The sequence below is a fragment of the Algoriphagus iocasae genome, assembly GCF_014206875.1.
Classification (GTDB): Bacteria; Bacteroidota; Bacteroidia; order Cytophagales; family Cyclobacteriaceae; genus Algoriphagus; species Algoriphagus iocasae.
This window is the reverse complement of the sequence record NZ_JACIJO010000001.1, coordinates 1,017,655-1,035,271: the sequence shown is the minus strand read 5'-3', so window position 1 is coordinate 1,035,271 and position 17,617 is coordinate 1,017,655. Positions and strand designations below refer to the sequence as shown.

General features: G+C 39.4%; 17 protein-coding genes. 10 read left to right on the top strand and 7 right to left on the bottom strand.

Going from position 1 to position 17,617, the window contains the following annotated elements; translation table 11 throughout:
• Positions 1–128: 128 nt before the first annotated feature.
• From FHS59_RS04410 to FHS59_RS04395, 4 genes are all read left to right on the top strand, one after another.
• Entirely contained in the window at positions 129–1,175 is a 1,047-nt protein-coding gene (locus FHS59_RS04410) for a nucleoside hydrolase (RefSeq protein WP_184493416.1), read from the top strand.
• A gap of 89 nt (positions 1,176–1,264) precedes the next feature.
• Positions 1,265–1,969, top strand: coding sequence for a TIGR04282 family arsenosugar biosynthesis glycosyltransferase (locus FHS59_RS04405; RefSeq protein WP_184493414.1), 705 nt, complete (start codon positions 1,265–1,267; stop codon positions 1,967–1,969).
• A gap of 107 nt (positions 1,970–2,076) precedes the next feature.
• Positions 2,077–5,298 (top strand): SusC/RagA family TonB-linked outer membrane protein, encoded by a 3,222-nt coding sequence (locus FHS59_RS04400; protein WP_184493412.1) that lies wholly within the window; start codon positions 2,077–2,079, stop codon positions 5,296–5,298.
• A gap of 2 nt (positions 5,299–5,300) precedes the next feature.
• Positions 5,301–6,749 carry a SusD/RagB family nutrient-binding outer membrane lipoprotein gene (locus tag FHS59_RS04395; protein WP_184493410.1) on the top strand — a complete coding sequence of 483 codons (1,449 nt, stop codon included), beginning with the start codon at positions 5,301–5,303 and terminating at the stop codon, positions 6,747–6,749.
• A 172-nt stretch (positions 6,750–6,921) separates the two neighbouring features.
• Here the strand turns inward: FHS59_RS04395 and FHS59_RS04390 are convergent, their stop codons facing one another.
• From FHS59_RS04390 to FHS59_RS04375, 4 genes are all read right to left on the bottom strand, one after another.
• Positions 6,922–7,362 (bottom strand): 2-dehydro-3-deoxyphosphooctonate aldolase, encoded by a 441-nt coding sequence (locus FHS59_RS04390; RefSeq protein WP_184493409.1) that lies wholly within the window; start codon positions 7,360–7,362, stop codon positions 6,922–6,924.
• 58 nt (positions 7,363–7,420) lie between these two features.
• Complete coding sequence (locus FHS59_RS04385; RefSeq protein WP_184493407.1) at positions 7,421–7,609, bottom strand: hypothetical protein; 189 nt, start codon at positions 7,607–7,609, stop codon at positions 7,421–7,423.
• Between the two features lie 203 nt (positions 7,610–7,812).
• Positions 7,813–8,229 (bottom strand): YybH family protein, encoded by a 417-nt coding sequence (locus tag FHS59_RS04380; RefSeq protein ID WP_184493405.1) that lies wholly within the window; start codon positions 8,227–8,229, stop codon positions 7,813–7,815.
• A 189-nt stretch (positions 8,230–8,418) separates the two neighbouring features.
• Positions 8,419–8,961 (bottom strand): tetratricopeptide repeat protein, encoded by a 543-nt coding sequence (locus tag FHS59_RS04375; protein ID WP_184493403.1) that lies wholly within the window; start codon positions 8,959–8,961, stop codon positions 8,419–8,421.
• Between the two features lie 331 nt (positions 8,962–9,292).
• Here FHS59_RS04375 and FHS59_RS04370 point away from each other — a divergent pair, with 331 nt between their 5' ends.
• Both FHS59_RS04370 and FHS59_RS04365 read left to right on the top strand, forming a co-directional pair.
• Positions 9,293–9,676 (top strand): single-stranded DNA-binding protein, encoded by a 384-nt coding sequence (locus FHS59_RS04370; protein ID WP_184493401.1) that lies wholly within the window; start codon positions 9,293–9,295, stop codon positions 9,674–9,676.
• Between the two features lie 635 nt (positions 9,677–10,311).
• A complete protein-coding gene (locus FHS59_RS04365; protein ID WP_246388295.1) occupies positions 10,312–10,533 on the top strand; it encodes a hypothetical protein in 222 nt (73 codons plus the stop codon).
• A 403-nt stretch (positions 10,534–10,936) separates the two neighbouring features.
• On the opposite strand, the gene FHS59_RS04360 is transcribed toward FHS59_RS04365, so the two are convergent.
• On the bottom strand, positions 10,937–13,168 hold the full coding sequence (locus FHS59_RS04360) for an acylase (protein WP_246388293.1): 2,232 nt from the start codon (positions 13,166–13,168) through the stop codon (positions 10,937–10,939).
• A 41-nt stretch (positions 13,169–13,209) separates the two neighbouring features.
• Positions 13,210–14,100, bottom strand: coding sequence for an aldo/keto reductase (locus FHS59_RS04355; RefSeq protein WP_184493399.1), 891 nt, complete (start codon positions 14,098–14,100; stop codon positions 13,210–13,212).
• Between the two features lie 129 nt (positions 14,101–14,229).
• On the opposite strand from FHS59_RS04355, the gene pfkA reads away from it, so the two are divergent.
• Both pfkA and FHS59_RS04345 read left to right on the top strand, forming a co-directional pair.
• Positions 14,230–15,204, top strand: coding sequence for a 6-phosphofructokinase (gene pfkA, locus FHS59_RS04350; protein WP_184493397.1), 975 nt, complete (start codon positions 14,230–14,232; stop codon positions 15,202–15,204).
• Position 15,205: 1 nt separating this feature from the next.
• The gene (locus FHS59_RS04345) at positions 15,206–15,541 is read left to right on the top strand and encodes a hypothetical protein (RefSeq protein ID WP_184493395.1); all 336 of its coding nucleotides are present in this window, start codon (positions 15,206–15,208) and stop codon (positions 15,539–15,541) included.
• Here FHS59_RS04345 and miaA read toward each other — a convergent pair.
• Entirely contained in the window at positions 15,526–16,461 is a 936-nt protein-coding gene (gene miaA, locus FHS59_RS04340; RefSeq protein ID WP_184493392.1) for a tRNA (adenosine(37)-N6)-dimethylallyltransferase MiaA, read from the bottom strand. The genes FHS59_RS04345 and miaA overlap by 16 nt on opposite strands.
• Positions 16,462–16,481: 20 nt before the next feature.
• Between miaA and FHS59_RS04335 the strand changes: the two genes are divergently transcribed.
• Together FHS59_RS04335 and FHS59_RS04330 are read left to right on the top strand one after the other, a co-directional pair.
• Positions 16,482–17,243: a response regulator gene (locus FHS59_RS04335; protein ID WP_184493390.1), complete on the top strand. Its 762-nt coding sequence runs from the start codon at positions 16,482–16,484 to the stop codon at positions 17,241–17,243.
• Positions 17,240–17,617 carry a response regulator gene (locus FHS59_RS04330; RefSeq protein WP_184493388.1) on the top strand — a complete coding sequence of 126 codons (378 nt, stop codon included), beginning with the start codon at positions 17,240–17,242 and terminating at the stop codon, positions 17,615–17,617. Before FHS59_RS04335 ends, FHS59_RS04330 begins: the two co-directional genes overlap by 4 nt.

Sequence of the window (17,617 nt, the reverse complement as noted above, 5' to 3'; positions counted from 1 at the left end):
GGCTGACATTTGCCTGCTTAATTTTGAAAGACAAAATCCAATTCTTATCCACATTCGTAAATCGAGAAGGAAATCAGCCCTTTCCTAGATTCATCCTTTTATAAAATAACTCATCAATTCTTCCCATTATGCATTTCACATTTTCCATTGTCCTCTTTTTCAGCTTTTTGTATTCAGGCATCAACCTAAACATCTTAGACTTTATAGGTAATGATTTCTTGAGCCCTGAAACATCCATCAAATCAGAAGTGGCAATTGAAAAAAGACCGATTTGGATAGATACAGATCTGGCGGTTGGAATGAAAAGATATACGCGTCCTGGTTTCTCGGATGTAGACGATGGCTATGCGGTACTTCAGCTTATGAAGTCGGATAAAGTAAAAATCGTTGGGATCTCTGCGGTTTTTGGAAACACCAGGATTGATGACGCATACCGGATAAGTAACTACATGAATGAGATGTTTGCCGGAGGAAAAATCCCTGTTTACAAAGGTGCGGGAGAAGCAATCAATCTTCAGTCAGTAAAAACCAATGAAGCTGTGGAAGCCATGGCAGCTGCCCTTCGGGAACAAAAAATGCGGATTATGGCTATAGGTCCTGCCACTAATGTGGGGCTTTTATTATTGCTTTATCCAGAATTAAGTAGTCAAATCGAAGAAGTCGTACTTGTCGCAGGTCGTAGAAAGCACACCGATTATTTTGCGATAGGAACCCAAGGAAACCGGGCTAAGGATTTGAATTTTGACCTTGATAATGACGCCTTCCGACTGATGCTTGAAAATCAAGTTCCCGTAACTTTATGTCCTTTTGAAATTTCAAATCTGGTTTGGGTAAAAGGCGATGATTTAGATGCTTTGGCCAAAGCCGATAAAGGATCTCAATGGTTGGCAGAAAATTCCAGACCTTGGTTGGCTCAGTGGATCAGTCAAGGTGCGGATGGGTTCAATCCATTCGATGTTTTAGCCAGTCACTACATGATTCATCCTGAGGACATCATTTCCGAACCTCTGAATGCCAGATTGGAAATACACATCGATGATACTATCAAAGAAAATGACAAGGAAACCTTCAAGCAGTATTTGATCTGCGATAAAGGTGAAGGCTACCCGATCAAATACTGCTACAATGTCGTACCGGATTATCATCAAAAATTAGTGAACAGTTTTATCCGATAATTTCAAAAACTCTAAAGCCAAAACACTAATTCAGTTCGTAAGTATCAGAACATTTGAATTTCTGTAAAAATCAGGTCAAACTCTTTTAAATGAAGCAAACCAGTTCCAATACAGCTCTAATGGTTTATGCCATCCGCCCGAGGATTCAGGCTGAAAAAAAGGCTGTTTTTGGAAGTGAGCATTTTCTAAAGTCTCTGGCACTTTTTGAAAGACTTCAGGAAAACACCAAAAGAATCGTCAGCGAATCTGGACTGGAAGCAATCTGGATTTTTGATGACCTCCAAGAAGGAAAAACCTTTGGGGAGAGATACGCTAAAGCATTTTCGGATTTATTCCAACAAGGCTATGATCAAATCATTTCTGTCGGAAATGATATTCCTGGCTTGGAAGCTTCCCATATTCTGGAAGCACAGACACAACTTCAAAACTCCCAGACGATCCTAGGGCCAGCAGAGGATGGAGGTAACTATTTAATTGCGCTTTCCAAATCCTCCTTTGAAGAGGAAACGTTTTTCCAATTGCCGTGGAACAGCAATAAATTACATCAGGCAATAAAGTCCTTATTCCAAGCCAATGAGGGATCTGTTTTCCAATTAGAATACCTGATTGATATCGATGATTTCGATTCCTTGACCCGCTTCAAAGCTGATCTGAAATCCGGTGATTTCTTTCGATTCATTTCGCATTTGTTGCGCTCAATACTTGCATATATTCAAGAGGAAAAGAATTTTTTATGGGAAGTAATTCCCACCAAAGACAATCCACTTAGGGCTCCCCCTGCCCTTTTACCCTAATAAATCAAGCAACACCTTTTGCTAAACCAAATCCCTTTATTGACGGCTTCGGATGGAATTCCATTGCAATATGGCCAGTCAACAGGGTTTATTTTGACCAACTTTATATGAAATTTATATACACTGTACTGTTTCTATTCCTTGCTTTTGCCGCCTTGGCACAAAGCAATGTGTACGAAGGAAGCATCAAAGACAAAAATGGATTGCCTATTCCAGGCGCGACAATCGCAGAAACTGGCACCAAAAACGTAGCTATTTCAGATGCTGAAGGTAAATTCAGGATCAGTTCATCCTCCAGAGACCTTAGCTTACGAATCAGTTTTATTGGATATGAAACTACTACTGTTGCCATTCAAAACGGTGAATTCAATGGTTCTATCACCCTGTTAGAATCCACGGAAAACCTGGATGAATTTGTAGTTACAGCCTTGGGTATCACCAGAGAAAAACAATCTCTTTCTTCCGCTGTAACAACCATTGGAACACGAGAGCTGAGTGATGTTCCTCAAACCAATCTAATCAATGCACTTTCTGGTCAAGTGGCTGGGGTGCAGATCACCAATGGGTCTTCCGGAGTGGGATCTTCTTCTAGAATTATAATCAGAGGGGAAAACTCCATTTCTGGAAATAACCAAGCATTAGTGGTGGTAGATGGGGTTCCCATTAGCAATGAACAAATTACCAGTGACCTATTTAATGATGGGGCAAATATCCAGGAAGTCGATTTCGGAAATGGAGCCGCAGATATTAACCCTGAAGACATCGAATCTCTGACTATTCTCAAAGGCCCTGGTTCTGCGGCTCTTTATGGTGCAAGAGCAGCAAATGGAGTGGTTTTGATCACTACCAAAAAAGGAAAAAAGAAACCGGGAATCGGAGTTAGCACCAGTAGTTTGTTGACTTTTGATGGTCTTTTGACACTCCCGGATTATCAAAATGTTTATGGTGGCGGCTCAAATGGAAATTATTCATTTCAAAATGGAATCGGTGCAGGTGTCAATGACGGTGGCATTTCCAGCTATGGCCCCAAACTGGATCAAGGGCAGCTAATCGCTCAGTTTGACTCTCCTTCCGTAGATATTAATGGAAATCCAGTCAGAGGCGGTGACGTTATCAGCAGAACAAATCCTGATGGTTCCTATACACCGATCACTCCAACACCTTGGGTTTCCCGACCTGATAATGTCCGCGACTTTTATAGAACCGGCATCACTTCCCAGAACAATATTGCTATCAGTTCAGGAAATGAAAACGGCGGAGCTCGACTTTCTTACAGCAATCTTCGAAACGAGGGTATCTTGCCAAATACAGACCTAAAACGGGATGGAATTGCATTGAGTATCAACCAGCAATTGGTAGAGAAGCTTCGGGTTGACCTTTTTAGTAACTATGTCAATTCCAGAAGTGGCAACCGACCGAATCTCGGTTATGGTTATGAAAATGTGCAATACGGATTTAACTGGACAGGAAGACAGACCAATATCGCTTCTTTGAGAGATTATTGGCAGGCTGGGCAAGAAGGCCTTCAGCATTATGATTTCAATTACCTCTGGTTAACCAATCCGTATTTGACACTATTTGAAAACACCAATAGCTTCAATAAAAACAGGATTTTGGGAAACCTTGCCTTGACCTATGATATCAGCGATAAGCTAAGTCTTCGTGTTAGATCTGGCTTGGATAATTACAGCGATCTTAGAAAATTCAAAAGGGCATTTAGTACCAATAGAAGAATTTACGGTGGTTATAGAGAAGATCAGGTGAAGTTCTCTGAGAGAAATTCGGACATATTACTGACTTACTCTGATGCATTGAATTCCAAAATCACTTATTCCGTTTCGGCGGGAGCGAATAGATTGGATCAAAAAATCAACTATTCCTATACCGAAGCCTATCAGTTGGCGCTCCCAGGGATTTATACGCTGGAAAATTCAAGAGTTCCTTTGAGAGGTAGCAGTCAGATTTTCGAAAAGCGGATCAATTCAGTTTATGCTTTTGGTAATATCAGCTTGAACTCATCGCTCTTTCTTGATTTGACTTTGAGAAATGACTGGAGCAGTACTTTACCAGAAGGGAATAATTCCTTTGCCTATTATTCTGGCGGGTTGAGCTATGCATTTTCGGATGATATCAGACTTCCAAAGCCAATTTCAAGCTCCCTTGTTCGCTTTAATGTGGCCAGTGTGGGAAATGACACAGACCCTTATCAACTGAACAATACTTTTCAGTTCAATCAAAATTATGGCTCTTTCACCCGGGTTACGAACGGAACTGTGCTAAACAATCCAGATCTAAGACCGGAAAGATTGAATTCCTTGGAAGCTGGACTGGAACTGGGATTTTGGAAAGATCGCCTACTCGCGGATCTATCTGTGTATCAAAACACCAGTATCAACCAGATAATCGGCAGACCAATTTCTACTTCATCAGGTTTCAGCAACATCATCGAAAATGGTGGCGAGGTTAGAACCAGAGGATTGGAAGCAAGCCTGAAAGCGCTGATGATTGAGAAAAGAAACTTCAGCTGGAATTTGGGAGTGAATTTCACCAAGTATATTTCTGAGGTGACGGAACTACCAGAAGGAGTAGACCAATATGTCACCGGGGAAGCCAGCGTATTTGCAGGTTCCGGAGGATCCAATTCTGTGTTTTACATCGCAAGAAAAGGAGGAAGAATCGGCGACATGTACGGTTCAGGATTCCAGGAATTTGAAGGTCAGACCATTTTTGGAGCAAATGGTTTGCCGATTCAGGATGGAAAATTAAGACTGCTAGGCAACTACAATCCTGACTTCTTTATGGGATTGACCAACCAATTCAGATACAAGGGAATTGAATTGGGATTTGTGTTTGATTGGAGAAGCGGAGGAACGATCGTGTCAAGAACCAAGGCTTTGGGAAGTACATCTGGAGTCTTGCAGGAAACATTGGCAGGACGCGAAACAGGCGTTATTGGAGAAGGAGTCATGAATGTGGGAACGGCAGAAAACCCACAATATGTAACCAATACGACTTCTGTCCCAGCCAGTACATACTATAATAATTTCTACGATCGGGGAAATGAGGCGAGTGCATTATATGATGCTTCTTACCTGAAATTGAGACAATTGAGTATTTACTATGACCTACCTATGGCTTGGGTCAGCCAGATCGGATTCCAAAAAGTCCGGGTGGGATTTGTAGGAAGCAACTTATTGCTATTTACTGAAAACCCTCATTTCGATCCCGAGCTAAATGCCTTACAAGGCCGAAACATTACCTATGGGGTTGAGGACATGTCCTACCCTTCCACCCGAAGCTTTGGTTTCAGCATCAAAACAGAATTTTAATCATGAAAAAGCTCAAACATATAAATAAAGCAGCGGTAATAATTACCCTATTTTTCACTTTCTCCTGTACAGAAGGTTTTGAGGAAATCAATACCAATCCGAATTCTCCGGAAGCAATCGGGCCTCAATTCCTGCTTTCCAATGTAATTTCTGTAGCGGCCAATGAAAACACCTACACACAGGGATTTCGCTTGGCTAATTACTTGGCTCAATATGCTGCCAGTGTGGAATTTGAAAGAATTGACCGGTATGAAATGGGGAGTAATGCCCAATATTGGAATGGGATTTATCGACTGCTGAATGACATAGAGTCCATTCAGACCAATCCTGCCACCAATGAAGCCTATAATGCTGTGGCAGATATTATGAAGGCCTATTTATTTTCCCAATTGACAGATATGTGGGGTGATGTGCCCTATTCCGAAGCATTGGCAGCCAAATCAGGTGTCTACAATCCAGCATACGATACTCAGGAAAAAATTTATTTAGATCCTGAAATTGGAATTTTGGCCTTGTTGAAAAAATCTGCCGCAACGCTAAATACAACGGGTACCAGCATCCAGGGAGACATGATGTTTAATAACAACCTGGAGAAATGGAGAAGGTTTGCCAATTCTTTGAGAGTAAGGTACATCCTTAGAATTTCAAAACGGATGACTGACTTTTCGGAATTGCAGGCATTGGTAGATGAAAATGAGTTGATGCTTAGCAATGCAGATAACGCAGTGGTTCCCTATTTGTCCTCAGCTCCAAATCAATGGCCGATGTCCCAGTCTGCATTAGGTTTATATCAGGAACATCGGATGACTTTAACAGTTGATTCAGTGCTTAAGGCTTGGGACGATCCTAGGCAACTAGTTCTTTACAAACCCACTCAAAAAAGCGTAACGGATGGAAATCCAGAATTCAAGGGACTTCAGAATGGTCTAAATAGAGAGACGATCAATGGCAGAGGGATTAATTTGAATGATATTTCCTTATTCGGGGCTATTTTCCGGGATGTTCCAGATGGTGTCGATGGACAATTTATGCAATATTCTGAGCTGCAATTTGCATTGGCAGAGGCCGTAGCCAGAGGCTATATCAATGGAGATGCAAAGGCTTATTATGAAAAGGGAATTGCAGCGAGTTTTGACTACTATGACACAACTATTCCAGCCGGTTATTTTGAAAGACCTAATGTTGCTTTGAACAGAACGGACGATCTGACCAAAATTCTGACCCAAAAATGGCTATCCTTGATCAGCAATGGTCATGAAGCTTGGTTTAACATCCGAAGAACAGGAATTCCAGCTTTGACTCCGGGTCCAGACAATTTAAATGATGACAAATACCCTGTCCGATACCTTTACCCTGAATCTGAGCAAGCAGTCAACAATGAAAATTATCAGGCTGCGGCTAGTAGAATGGGCGGAGATAATATCAATAGCAAAGTCTGGTGGGAGAAATAGGGTGATCCATTAAGTAACAAGAAAAAACTCTCATATTCGAGACAGCAAAACTTGATTTGAAGTAAAAGCAAAAAAACCACCTGCGTATAGGTGGTTTTTTTGTTTTTTGAATGATAAGGAAAAATGTCTTTGCTTACTTTTTAAAACTTCAGTGAAACAATTTTTGACAAAATTATTTTTTGATAGTAAATCCAACAGGAGCTTTCAGCTTTCCAGAATCATACATGTTGATAAAAATTGAAACTGTATCTTTTGAATTTTCCCAGGTCACCCGATAATTATCCAACATAACACTTCCAAATCCAAAGGGGTTATTATCACTTTTAATTGGACAACAGCTTCCAGCTCTATAATAAGAGACCTTCTCCCCATTTGGCCCTGCCAATGCATTTAAAAATCTTCTCTCGTTTATTGGCCCCTCAGAGTCTTTTACTCCTCCTACCTCAACTGGATTTTTTTCTGTGAAACCATAAGTCTCATCAGTAGAAATTTCTGAAATCAAAAAAGTGTTTTCATCTCGAAGCTTCTGCGGTTCATTTTTTGAAAGTTGCTTGGTAGAAGTACAAGCAAAAAAAGAAAATAAGATTCCAAGAGTAAGAAGTTGTTTTTTCAATTTAAGGATTTGATTAAATACAATGGTTAGATAGAAAGGGGATTTTTTGATTGTTTATTTAGCGCTCAGTTAATCTTGGTTTTGATTCTTTCAAAGCAAATCCTGCAATTGTCAAAGGAAATCCAAAGAATGTAAGTAGTCCAGAAATCGATAGAGTTCGTCCTGAATTGGGATCAAGAAGGATTAGCGTGATCGAAGCTGCAATTAAGATCAATCCGATGGTGAAAATTAAAACACTTGTTTTCATAAATTACCTAGTTTGATGTAGTAATTAGTTCTTTTTTTATAAGTCCAAACTTCTTTAGATACACGATTGAAAAGGAAACGATTTTTCCAAAAGCAAATCCAGATTGCAATCGAAAAACTGACCTTACCATAACTAAGATAATAAAAAAGAAAAGATTCAGTTAACTTTTAGTTTTTTAATTTGGGACTTTAAATCAAAACCTTTTATAAATCCAAAATAGCAGTAAGATCCTCAGAAGTCACCGGAGCAGAAATATGCTGGTGAACCACTTTCCAATCTTCTTTCAACTTGGAAAACCCAATGGTAATCCTATTTTTCATGTTCCTTAATACAATTCCTTCAGGAGAAATAGCTTGAAATTTGATCAAACCACTGGCAAATCCAGTTGAATCTGACTGATGGATTTTTATCATTTCAAAATCAACTTTTACTTTTTCCTCCCCCAAAGAGTTTAACCAGTTTTCAATTTCTGGAGTCCATTCCTGAAGGTTGGAATAGTATCCCTTATCCCACATATCAAATTGAACAGCTTCGGAATCATAAAGCCTCAGAACAGCAGCAGGATTTTTTTGCCAAACTGCATCTTTATACGAAGGAAAAAATTCTTCAATTTCTTTCATGTTGTTTTTGAAAATAGAATTTAAGTTTAATGTCTAATTTATTTTAGCTTGATATTAACGGTTTGCATATGGCTTGTGGCGGTTTCGGAGCACTTTTCTGTCCACCGAAACCAAAGCTGGCTACGGAGCGAAAACCTTGCTGGTAACCGTTCACCCGCCATAAGCAATATGCTGTGTTGTGGGTAGTTTTTATTTTTCTCCTATTTGTTCGTATTCGATTTCACCTGTCCAATATTTGATAAGCTGCTTCTTAGAAACTGCCTGCTCTTTATACAAGTCAATCATTTCTATTTGATAATCTTCAAAATCCATTTCTTTCATGTCGGTTAGCGTTTTATTCGCCTTTGTAGTGTCGCCAGAAGCTTCTAAAATTCCCACATATTCAATCAACAGGTCGAAATTGAGCGTGTCCGATTTAAGGTAGTAGTCATATTTTTCAATTGCTCTTGAATAATACACGTTCGCTTCATCAATTTTACCTTCAAGTTCTAAAAACATAGCTTTTTGTCCGAGGTAAAATGGTTTGTCGGTCAGTTCAATTAATTTGTCAGCTACCTGAATTAATCCTTTTGAATCTTTCTTTCTGAACAGAAGTGTCACTTTGTGATTTAATGCACTAAAGTTTTGGTCGTCAAACTCTAATGCCTTATTTGTCAATACAAGGGAACTATCAATTTTAATATCGTCATTTAGTTCCGCATACAGGTAAACGTCCATAGCTTGCTCCATCATTTCCTTCGACTTTTCAGATTGTCGGCAAGAAGTCAATATCAAACAGCTTATTAGAATTAAAGTTAGTCTTATGTTCATTGATTTTTTCAAATTACCCACAACACCCGTATATACACAACTCTCCATTTTTCTCACTAAACCTACTAAACTTTTTTGATTCCATAATCAGCCCATACAAGCTATAAACCTATATTATCCGACAACAAACGACTACAAACGGATACAAACGACTAACTCCCGATTCTGCACTTCCCTCTCCCCCAACTTTGGCTTATCGAATTCCTCTAGCGAAAACGAAAAACAAATTTTTAACAACAAAACAACAAACATTATGAACACGATAAGAAACAAAGTACAGCTAATCGGACGCCTTGGAGCCAAAGTAGAAATCAAAAATCTTGACGGCGGAAAGACGCTCGGCAAAGTATCCATGGCCACTAACGAATACTACAAAAACCCGAAAGGTGAACGCGTAGAAGAAACTACTTGGCACAACCTCGTAGCCTGGGGAAAGCAAGCAGAATTATTGGATAAGTACACAGACAAGGGTTCGGAAATCGCCATCGAGGGCAAGCTTAGCAATCGCTCTTACGAAGACAAAGAAGGAATCAAACGCTACATTTCCGAAGTTGTGGTTCATAGCATCTTACTAATGGGAGACCGCAAAGCGAATGTTCCTGCAGGAGCTGAAACGGAAGACGATTTGCCGTTTTGAAAAAATTAGAGTTGAAAACTAAGACCAGAATTGAATCCAGTTCTGGTCTTTTGTTTTTAATAGGGTTAAGTATTTGTCGCTTTCTGCAAATCTTGAAAGGTAATTCAAGATCTTTTTTGCAATTCAAATATCAATCGAACTCCCCATTCTATCATAAATTATTTTTATGACTAACCAATAAATAATTAATATTCATTTATGTAAAAAACATAATCTTTAGTGGGCTTTTAACCGTAAATTGATTTAATGAGAAAAATTGCCACTATAACGAAAGTTCTACTCCTATCCTTGATTTTTATTTGTTCAGGGACCATGGAATATGAATTGGTAAATTCCATTTTCATCCAAAACGAAAGCGTCCATGAAGTTGAAATAATCAATTCAAGAGAAGTTTTTCACTACCACTCCAGGAAAAATAAAGAGCGTGAAAATCCTTGTTTTTCCTTTAAGAAACCATACATCCAGGAAATTTCGAGAATTTCAAAAACAGAGTTCCCAGAAGTCTTTATTTCCAAAACCCCAATTTTCATTCGGAATAGTTGCTTTTTGATTTAGCTTTTTAGATGAGATCTCGGTAGAGATATAATCAGTTTCTATTTTCTAAAATCAATCTTAAACTTTTCAAATCATCTGAAATGAAAAAGAGGAAAACCATGCTCGATTATTGCAAAACAATTTTAAAAGCAGTCTCATTTGATAAAAGACTATTTAAAAAAGAATATAGAAAAGCTTTAAAATGGCTTTCTATCGATGAAGGAAGAGAACTTAAGTATTGGCTTCGTCGGGAGTATGTTCGTGCGAATCAGGGTTCTTTAAAACAGCAAGAAGAGAGGTACTTTAGTAATTTATCTATCTAAAGTCACATGTCCCCCTTGAAACCTGATCATCAAATAAATACCGATCACAATCCAAGGGGGATTTATTCGCTTCCAAAACTTATAAACTTCACAAGATTCCAACTGCCTACTGAAAACTGAGACCTACCTTAGGTAGGCAGGCTGATGACTGTACACTGCCTTTCAGCTTTCTCACTTTAGATTTCTGACTTCAAAATATCTCGTTACTAAATCCTCTTAACCTCCTTTGATTGAGATCAGGATCCAATTCAGAATCCTACTTCAAGGGAGATTAGATCCGTTTCCAAAACTTATAAACTTTACAAGATTCCAACTGCCTACTGAAAACTGAGACCTACCTTCGGTAGGCAGGCTGAATACTGAATACTGTATTTCAGCTTTCTCACTTTAGACTTTTGACTTACTATCTTCCTCTTTTCCCAGGCTGATATTTCTCCTCTGCTCTTGCCTCGATATCTTCACGATAGAATGCCACATCTTTGAATTTTGCATCTGCATATCGCTGTGCCTGATCATCAAAATGAGGTGAATTTGGATCTGAATTTTGACCACCCGCTAAAATGGACTTGGCTTTTACCTTATCACCAAACTCCACCACTGCCACAAAGCTATTCCCTCTGTATCCATACAATCGCTTGGTTTCTGGTGTTGATCTGGCTCCATAAGCTGCCAAAGCCCCCCAAGTTCCTGAAGCTAAACCTACCGGCACATAAGGCTTTTCATCATCAAACTTCAAATCGATATCCCCTGTCAACCTTTGAAATCTGTTGATCTCTGACCAAGGTGTATTCCAAGTTCCAAAATCAGCATTCATTTGATCAATGGTACTTTGGAAAGTAGTCAGAAGTTCGATCGCGGTTGGAGCAGGAACCTCTCCTTTCCCTTGATTGAAATCCAGCAGGTTATTGATATTTCCATGGTTTCGCATAAAATTCATCCCAAAGAAATGCGCCAAAGACATCGCCACAGATTCCTTGCTGGTGCGATAATCCCATTCTTCCAAAACTTTGATCGGTTCGCTGATTTTTGGATCGCCAACCCCCTTTTGATCATAAGCTTTCAGGAGCATAGGAATCAATTTTTCAAAAGCCGGTAAGTATGGATCGTAGGCCAAATCTATCAATTTATCCAATGTGAGATCGTTGGCATCCTTTAAAACTTTTACAGCATGAACAGCTCTGTAATTTTCAGATTCCGGAGCCATATAAACCGGGAAATTTTCTGCTTTCGGGCTAAACTCACCAGCCGCTGTGTAAGGGGTAGAATTACAATTCTGGATCCAGCCTGTACCAGGATTCAATAAAGTAATGCTTTCATCTACCGTATGCAATCCTTGCCAGTCCGAAGCAGGATCAGAACCATCTACGGGCTTTGAGAAGTCAAAACCTTCATTTCTTTTCGGGATAAAATTCCCATGGAAATAGGCAATGTTGCCATCAGCATCCGCATAAACTGTGTTGTTGGAAGAATTGGTACGGATATTCATCATCTCTTTAAACTCTGCATGATTGCTGAGTTTCGTTCGGGTAAAACTTTGGGTCAAGGCATTCACAGGATCCCAATTGATTTTGGTCACCACCCACTTATCATCCAATTTATGAGTAATTGGCCCATGATGGGTTCGATACATGGTAAAGGATTTCTCCTTGATTTCGTTTCCATCCTTATACTTCAAGGTGATGGGTAATTCGGTCACAGCTCTGTTTTCATCGCCATACTTGTAACTCAATTTTCCATCAGTTTCTGTGACATCTTCTACGAATTCATCTATAAAATCCACTCCTGTGGAGGTATGCATCCAACCGGTTTTTTCATTGAATCCCTGATAAACAAAAAATTGTCCCCAAGTCACCGCTCCATATGCGTTTAACCCTTCTTCACTGACCACGTGGATTTCCGGTCTGAAATAGAAAGAAGTATGTGGATTGATCAGCAGCATGGCTTTTCCAGACTCAGTTCGAGAACCTGAAATAGCAATTCCATTAGAACCTTTTGGTTCCTCGGTCAGGTCCACAGGATCCAATCCACTTCCAAATTCATTGTAAGCCAAGGATTTATTTTCCCCATAAAATGCAGCGATTCTTCTGGTTGGAATTTGCTCAATATCTCCACCAATCGATCCTTCAGAGAAAAACATAGGCATCCAAGGTTCATAATACGTGATCACATTTGGTGTTACCTCAGGATGCGTTGCCAAGTAATAATTCACTCCATCAGCAAAAGCCACACAAAGTTTCTGCAACCAATCAGGAGCAGCGTCATAAGCAGCTTTGGCTTCCGCTTCAGTCATATACAAATTCGCACGCAAATCCGAATAGATCGCTTCCTCTCCTTCCAGCTCAGCCAGTCTTCCAGTGGCCCAAACATAGTTTCGCTCCACTCTTCTAAAATCATCCTCACACTGGGCGTAAAGCATCCCAAAAACAGCATCGGCATCCGTCTCTCCATAAATATGTGGGATCCCAAAATCATCCCGGATGATTTCCACTCGCTCAGCGGTGGCCTCCCATCGTTCCTGTTCGGTAAGTTCTTTGGGTTGACAGGCAAAAACCAATAATGGCAATGCCAAATAGAGTAATCGAAACTTCATCTTTAAGTGGATTTGGGTGATTTTTAGATCAAATGAATTCAACATGCCTAAAATAATTGATTTGAATTCTGTGGGCAACAGGAATTTTACCGATGCTGCTGATAGTAATTTGGAGTGAATTTTTGGCGGAATTCAGAAATGACATCATCAGAAATAGCTTTACTTTTTTCAAAGCCTTCTACCATTTTCTCGACTTGAGTTACAGAACTTGCACCAATAATTAAAGCCCCAACAGCTTTTTGGCTTAAGCCAAATCGAATCAAAAATGCTTCAGGAAGAATTCCATAACTGGCGATTTCCTTTTTGATTTCCTCCACCTTTTGGGCAGAAAGATCCAAATATTCTCCAGCGGGCTTATTGATCAGCATCCCTTTGACAAAGCTTCCTCGTACCAATACTTTTGTCTGAGTGCTTTCAATCAATGGGAATGCCTCTTCTTCTGGCCTTCGGTCCAACGGGCTGTATTGCATCATAATCGTAGCCGGCTGAGAGTCTGCCATTACTTTTCTGATGACATTTGGACGGATGGATGAAATACCGAATGCCCGGATTTTCCCTTGCTCTTTCAAAATTTCAAAAGCTTCGAGCGTCTCATCCCAAGGATCATCAATCGTTCCTCCATGCAATTGATAAAGGTCAATGTAATCCGTTTGCAATCTTTTCAGACTTTTTTCAACTGCTTGAAGAATGTATTCTTTCTTTGGGTTCCAATCCCAGCCCGATCCATCCGCTCTCATTTGATTGCCGACTTTGGTCGCCAAAACAACTTCCTTTCTTTGATCTTTAATTGCATTCCCCAGCATCTCTTCATTCCATCCGTTTTGATATAAATCTGCTGTGTCCAGAAATTTAATTCCATTGGCAACTGCCGCTTTCAGGATTTTTTCACTTTCCTGAAAATTGTCAGGAAGTGACATACAACCCAAACCTATCTTTGAAATCTGGAGATTCGAGGGCAGAAGTGTGGTACTGTTCATAAAAATTTAACTTGTTTTTAACAGATGATTGTTGTTTTCCAAGAAAGCTGATTTTTTTGGGCTTTTAAAATCCCTGAACTCCTTTATTCCTTTCAGAATTCCTATTTTTGGTGACTTAAACCTATTGAAATGAAAAAAATCGCAGTTTTTACTTCTGGTGGAGATAGTCCTGGCATGAATGCCTGTGTGAGAGCAGTTGTTCGTACGGCTATTTTCAAAGGATTGGAAGTATATGGAATATATAGAGGGTACGAAGGGATGATTGAGGGTGACATCAAGAGAATGTATTCCTACTCAGTAAGTAATATTATCCAAAGAGGTGGCACCGTATTGAAATCTGCCAGATCTATGGAGTTTAAGACTCCTGAAGGCAGAAAAAAAGCTTATGACAATCTTGTCGCGCATGGGATCGAAGGAATCGTAGCAATTGGAGGTGACGGAACTTTTACGGGAGCCAAGATTTTCCAGGAAGAATTCGGAATCCCTACTGTTGGTTGCCCCGGAACGATCGATAATGACATCTATGGCACGGATTATACCATTGGATTCGATACCGCTGTCAATACAGCTTTGGCGGCAATTGATAAAATCAGAGATACAGCTGCAGCTCATGACAGAATATTCTTTATCGAAGTCATGGGAAGAGATGCCGGTTTTATTGCCGTGGATTGCGGCATCGGTGGAGGAGCAGAATTTGTGATGGTTCCGGAGACCAAAACTGATCTGAGCATGGTAGTAAAAAGCCTCAAAAATCTCCGAAAAAGCAAAAGCTCCAGTATTGTGGTCGTTGCCGAAGGTGATGAGGAGGGAAATGCTGAAGCCATCATGCAGAAAGTCAAAGAAAAAATCAATGACAAAGAAAAGGACTTCAAAGTGACAACTTTAGGTCATATACAACGAGGTGGAAGCCCTACTGCCAAAGATCGTGTGTTGGGCAGTTTATGCGGAATGGCAGCAGTAGAGGGATTATTGGAAGGTCGTATGAATTGTATGGCTGGAGTAATGAACCAAGAAATCGTCTACACACCTTTTGGAGATTGCATTGGCAAAGAAAAACCTCTCAATAAAGAACATCTCAAATTGATGGAAATTTTAAGTATTTAATATGGGATTTATTCCAATATTCTTAACGATGGGAGGCGCTTGCCTCCTGTTTTTTCTTACAGTTCGAACCACCATGCAGCGAAAGCTGAATGCACAGCGCGAAATTGCTTCCAAATTGGCTCTAGCTCATCCCGAACTGAATATTATTCTTGGAGAAATGATTGACCCTGAGCAGGTTTTTTCTATTTGGACCAAAGCCCATCCTGATAAATCCCTCCCTAAAAAAAGTCAGGAGTTGGTAAGGGAATTGAAAATAAACAGGCTTCAATACAATCAGCTAATTAAAAAAGCACCTTACAACTGGGTGGCAAAAATCTCTGGTTATTCTCCCATTTGAGAAGATAGGTATTCCAAAATCCCATTTTCATCCTTTGGATTAAACCAACGGATTTCCGTGTCCTTTCTAAACCAGGTCAATTGTCTTTTTGCATATCTGCGTGAATTTCTTTTGAGCAGCCTGATTGCTTCTTCCCTATCATATTTTCCTTCCATAAAACCGAAAATTTCCTGATAGCCGACTGTTTGAAGTGCATTCAAATTCCGCTTTTCAAAAAGACTTTCTGCTTCTTCAAAAAGACCCGCAGCAATCATTTGATCCATTCTCAAATCAATTCGCTGGTATAATTCTTCCCGTTCTCTTTCCAATCCGATTTTGATGGTTTTGAAATTCCGATCGGCTTTTTGCTTAACTCGGAAACTACTGAAGGGCTTACCGGTTCCTCTAAAAACTTCTATTGCACGCATCAGTCTTTGAGGATTATTTCTATCTACCAATTCGTAATATTCCGGGTCGATTTTTAATACTTCCGATTGCAAAAATTCAAGTCCTTTTGATTCATATTCATGAATTACCTCTTCTCTGAAACGAGGGTCCAATTCCGGCATTTCATCTAGTCCATTGACAACTGCATCTGCAAATAACCCTGAACCTCCAGTCATGATTACTGCAGACTTCTCCTGAAACAGTTGATCCAATAGTTCAATCACTTCTTTTTCAAATCTCTTGACATCGTAAGATTCCTCAATCGAAAGCGTATTGATAAAATGATGCTTTACCTGTTCTAATTCAGAATTTGTTGGCTTTGCCGTACCTAAATTAGTTTCTTTATAAAATTGCCTGCTATCACAAGAGATAATCTCTGTATTGAATTTTTTGGCTAGATTTAAACACAAATCGGTTTTCCCGACTGCAGTCGGGCCAACCACCAGAATAAGATAATTTTGTATAGACAATGGTTCTGTAGCTTGAACGGACATCAAAAATCCAAACTTACCAAATGAAAAGCAAAAGGGTATTGATTGTGGACGATAATGATCTTAACAGAAAATTATTTGAAAACCTGATTGGACAAGTCTGCTTATTTGAAAGCGCAAAAAATGGAATTGAAGCTTTGGCATTGCTTGAGGAAAATAGATTTGATTTAATTTTAATGGATATCCAAATGCCTCAAATGGATGGTATGACGGCTATGAAGAAGATTAAGTTAACTGATCATTCTAACTGCCCGATTATCGCAATTACTGCCTTTGCCGAAATGGAGGATCGAAATACTTTTATCGAACAGGGTTTTGATGAATTTATGATAAAACCCATCAGACCACGGGAATTTCTGGAATCAATTAAAGTTTACTTGTCCAATAAATCTCCTGAAAACCTCAAACCAGAGGAGGAAGATACTTTTTCTTTGGAACCGGTGATTTTAGACCTACAGATAGTCAGACAATTGATGAAATACAACAAGCCAGAAACAATCAAAAATGTGTTTTTGGACTTTGTTAAAGAGTGTGATCACCTGTTTGAAGAATTGGATTTATCCACCAATAATTTTGAGTTCAAAACCATTGAAGATAAGCTGCATACCATAAAAGGAAACAGCGGAACACTTGGAGCAAATACCTTATACCTTTTGGCACAGGAAGGAGAAATCAATGCCAAATTGGAGAATCGGTCAGAAACCAAGAAAATACTTCATGAGATGCAAAATGAAATTCTTAATTTCAAAAAATATATTATGGAAGAAACTATTTTTAACCAATGAGCACGCCTAAAAAAATCCTTGTCGGAGAAGACAGTTCAGTGATAATAAACTTGACAAAAAGTGTTTTAGCTTTTGAAAAGTATGAAATGAAGGCAGCCAGAAATGGGAAACAAGTGCTGGAATTACTCGATAAAGAAGATTTTGATTTAATTTTGATGGATATCAGTATGCCCGTCATGGATGGAGTTACCTGTACTCAGGCAATCAGAAATCTACCTGATCCTAAAAAGTCAAAATTGCCGATCATCGCTATTTCAGGAAATGTAAATAATTACACCATGGATGAATTGCGGAAGTTTGGCTTTGACGACTTTATCCAAAAGCCTTTAGACTTTGACAAAGTTCTGGGCACAGTAAATAAATATCTGATTTAA

Bases quoted from the DNA above. Each gene is read 5' to 3' on its own strand.
- FHS59_RS04410 (WP_184493416.1), top strand. From the start codon at position 129: ATGCATTTCACATTTTCCATTGTCCTCTTTTTCAGCTTTTTGTATTCA.
- FHS59_RS04405 (WP_184493414.1), top strand. From the start codon at position 1,265: ATGAAGCAAACCAGTTCCAATACAGCTCTAATGGTTTATGCCATCCGC.
- FHS59_RS04400 (WP_184493412.1), top strand. From the start codon at position 2,077: ATGAAATTTATATACACTGTACTGTTTCTATTCCTTGCTTTTGCCGCC.
- FHS59_RS04395 (WP_184493410.1), top strand. From the start codon at position 5,301: ATGAAAAAGCTCAAACATATAAATAAAGCAGCGGTAATAATTACCCTA.
- FHS59_RS04385 (WP_184493407.1), bottom strand. From the start codon at position 7,609: ATGAAAACAAGTGTTTTAATTTTCACCATCGGATTGATCTTAATTGCA.
- FHS59_RS04380 (WP_184493405.1), bottom strand. From the start codon at position 8,229: ATGAAAGAAATTGAAGAATTTTTTCCTTCGTATAAAGATGCAGTTTGG.
- FHS59_RS04375 (WP_184493403.1), bottom strand. From the start codon at position 8,961: ATGATGGAGCAAGCTATGGACGTTTACCTGTATGCGGAACTAAATGAC.
- FHS59_RS04370 (WP_184493401.1), top strand. From the start codon at position 9,293: ATGAACACGATAAGAAACAAAGTACAGCTAATCGGACGCCTTGGAGCC.
- FHS59_RS04365 (WP_246388295.1), top strand. From the start codon at position 10,312: ATGAAAAAGAGGAAAACCATGCTCGATTATTGCAAAACAATTTTAAAA.
- FHS59_RS04360 (WP_246388293.1), bottom strand. From the start codon at position 13,168: ATGTTGAATTCATTTGATCTAAAAATCACCCAAATCCACTTAAAGATG.
- FHS59_RS04355 (WP_184493399.1), bottom strand. From the start codon at position 14,100: ATGAACAGTACCACACTTCTGCCCTCGAATCTCCAGATTTCAAAGATA.
- pfkA (WP_184493397.1), top strand. From the start codon at position 14,230: ATGAAAAAAATCGCAGTTTTTACTTCTGGTGGAGATAGTCCTGGCATG.
- FHS59_RS04345 (WP_184493395.1), top strand. From the start codon at position 15,206: ATGGGATTTATTCCAATATTCTTAACGATGGGAGGCGCTTGCCTCCTG.
- miaA (WP_184493392.1), bottom strand. From the start codon at position 16,461: ATGTCCGTTCAAGCTACAGAACCATTGTCTATACAAAATTATCTTATT.
- FHS59_RS04335 (WP_184493390.1), top strand. From the start codon at position 16,482: ATGAAAAGCAAAAGGGTATTGATTGTGGACGATAATGATCTTAACAGA.
- FHS59_RS04330 (WP_184493388.1), top strand. From the start codon at position 17,240: ATGAGCACGCCTAAAAAAATCCTTGTCGGAGAAGACAGTTCAGTGATA.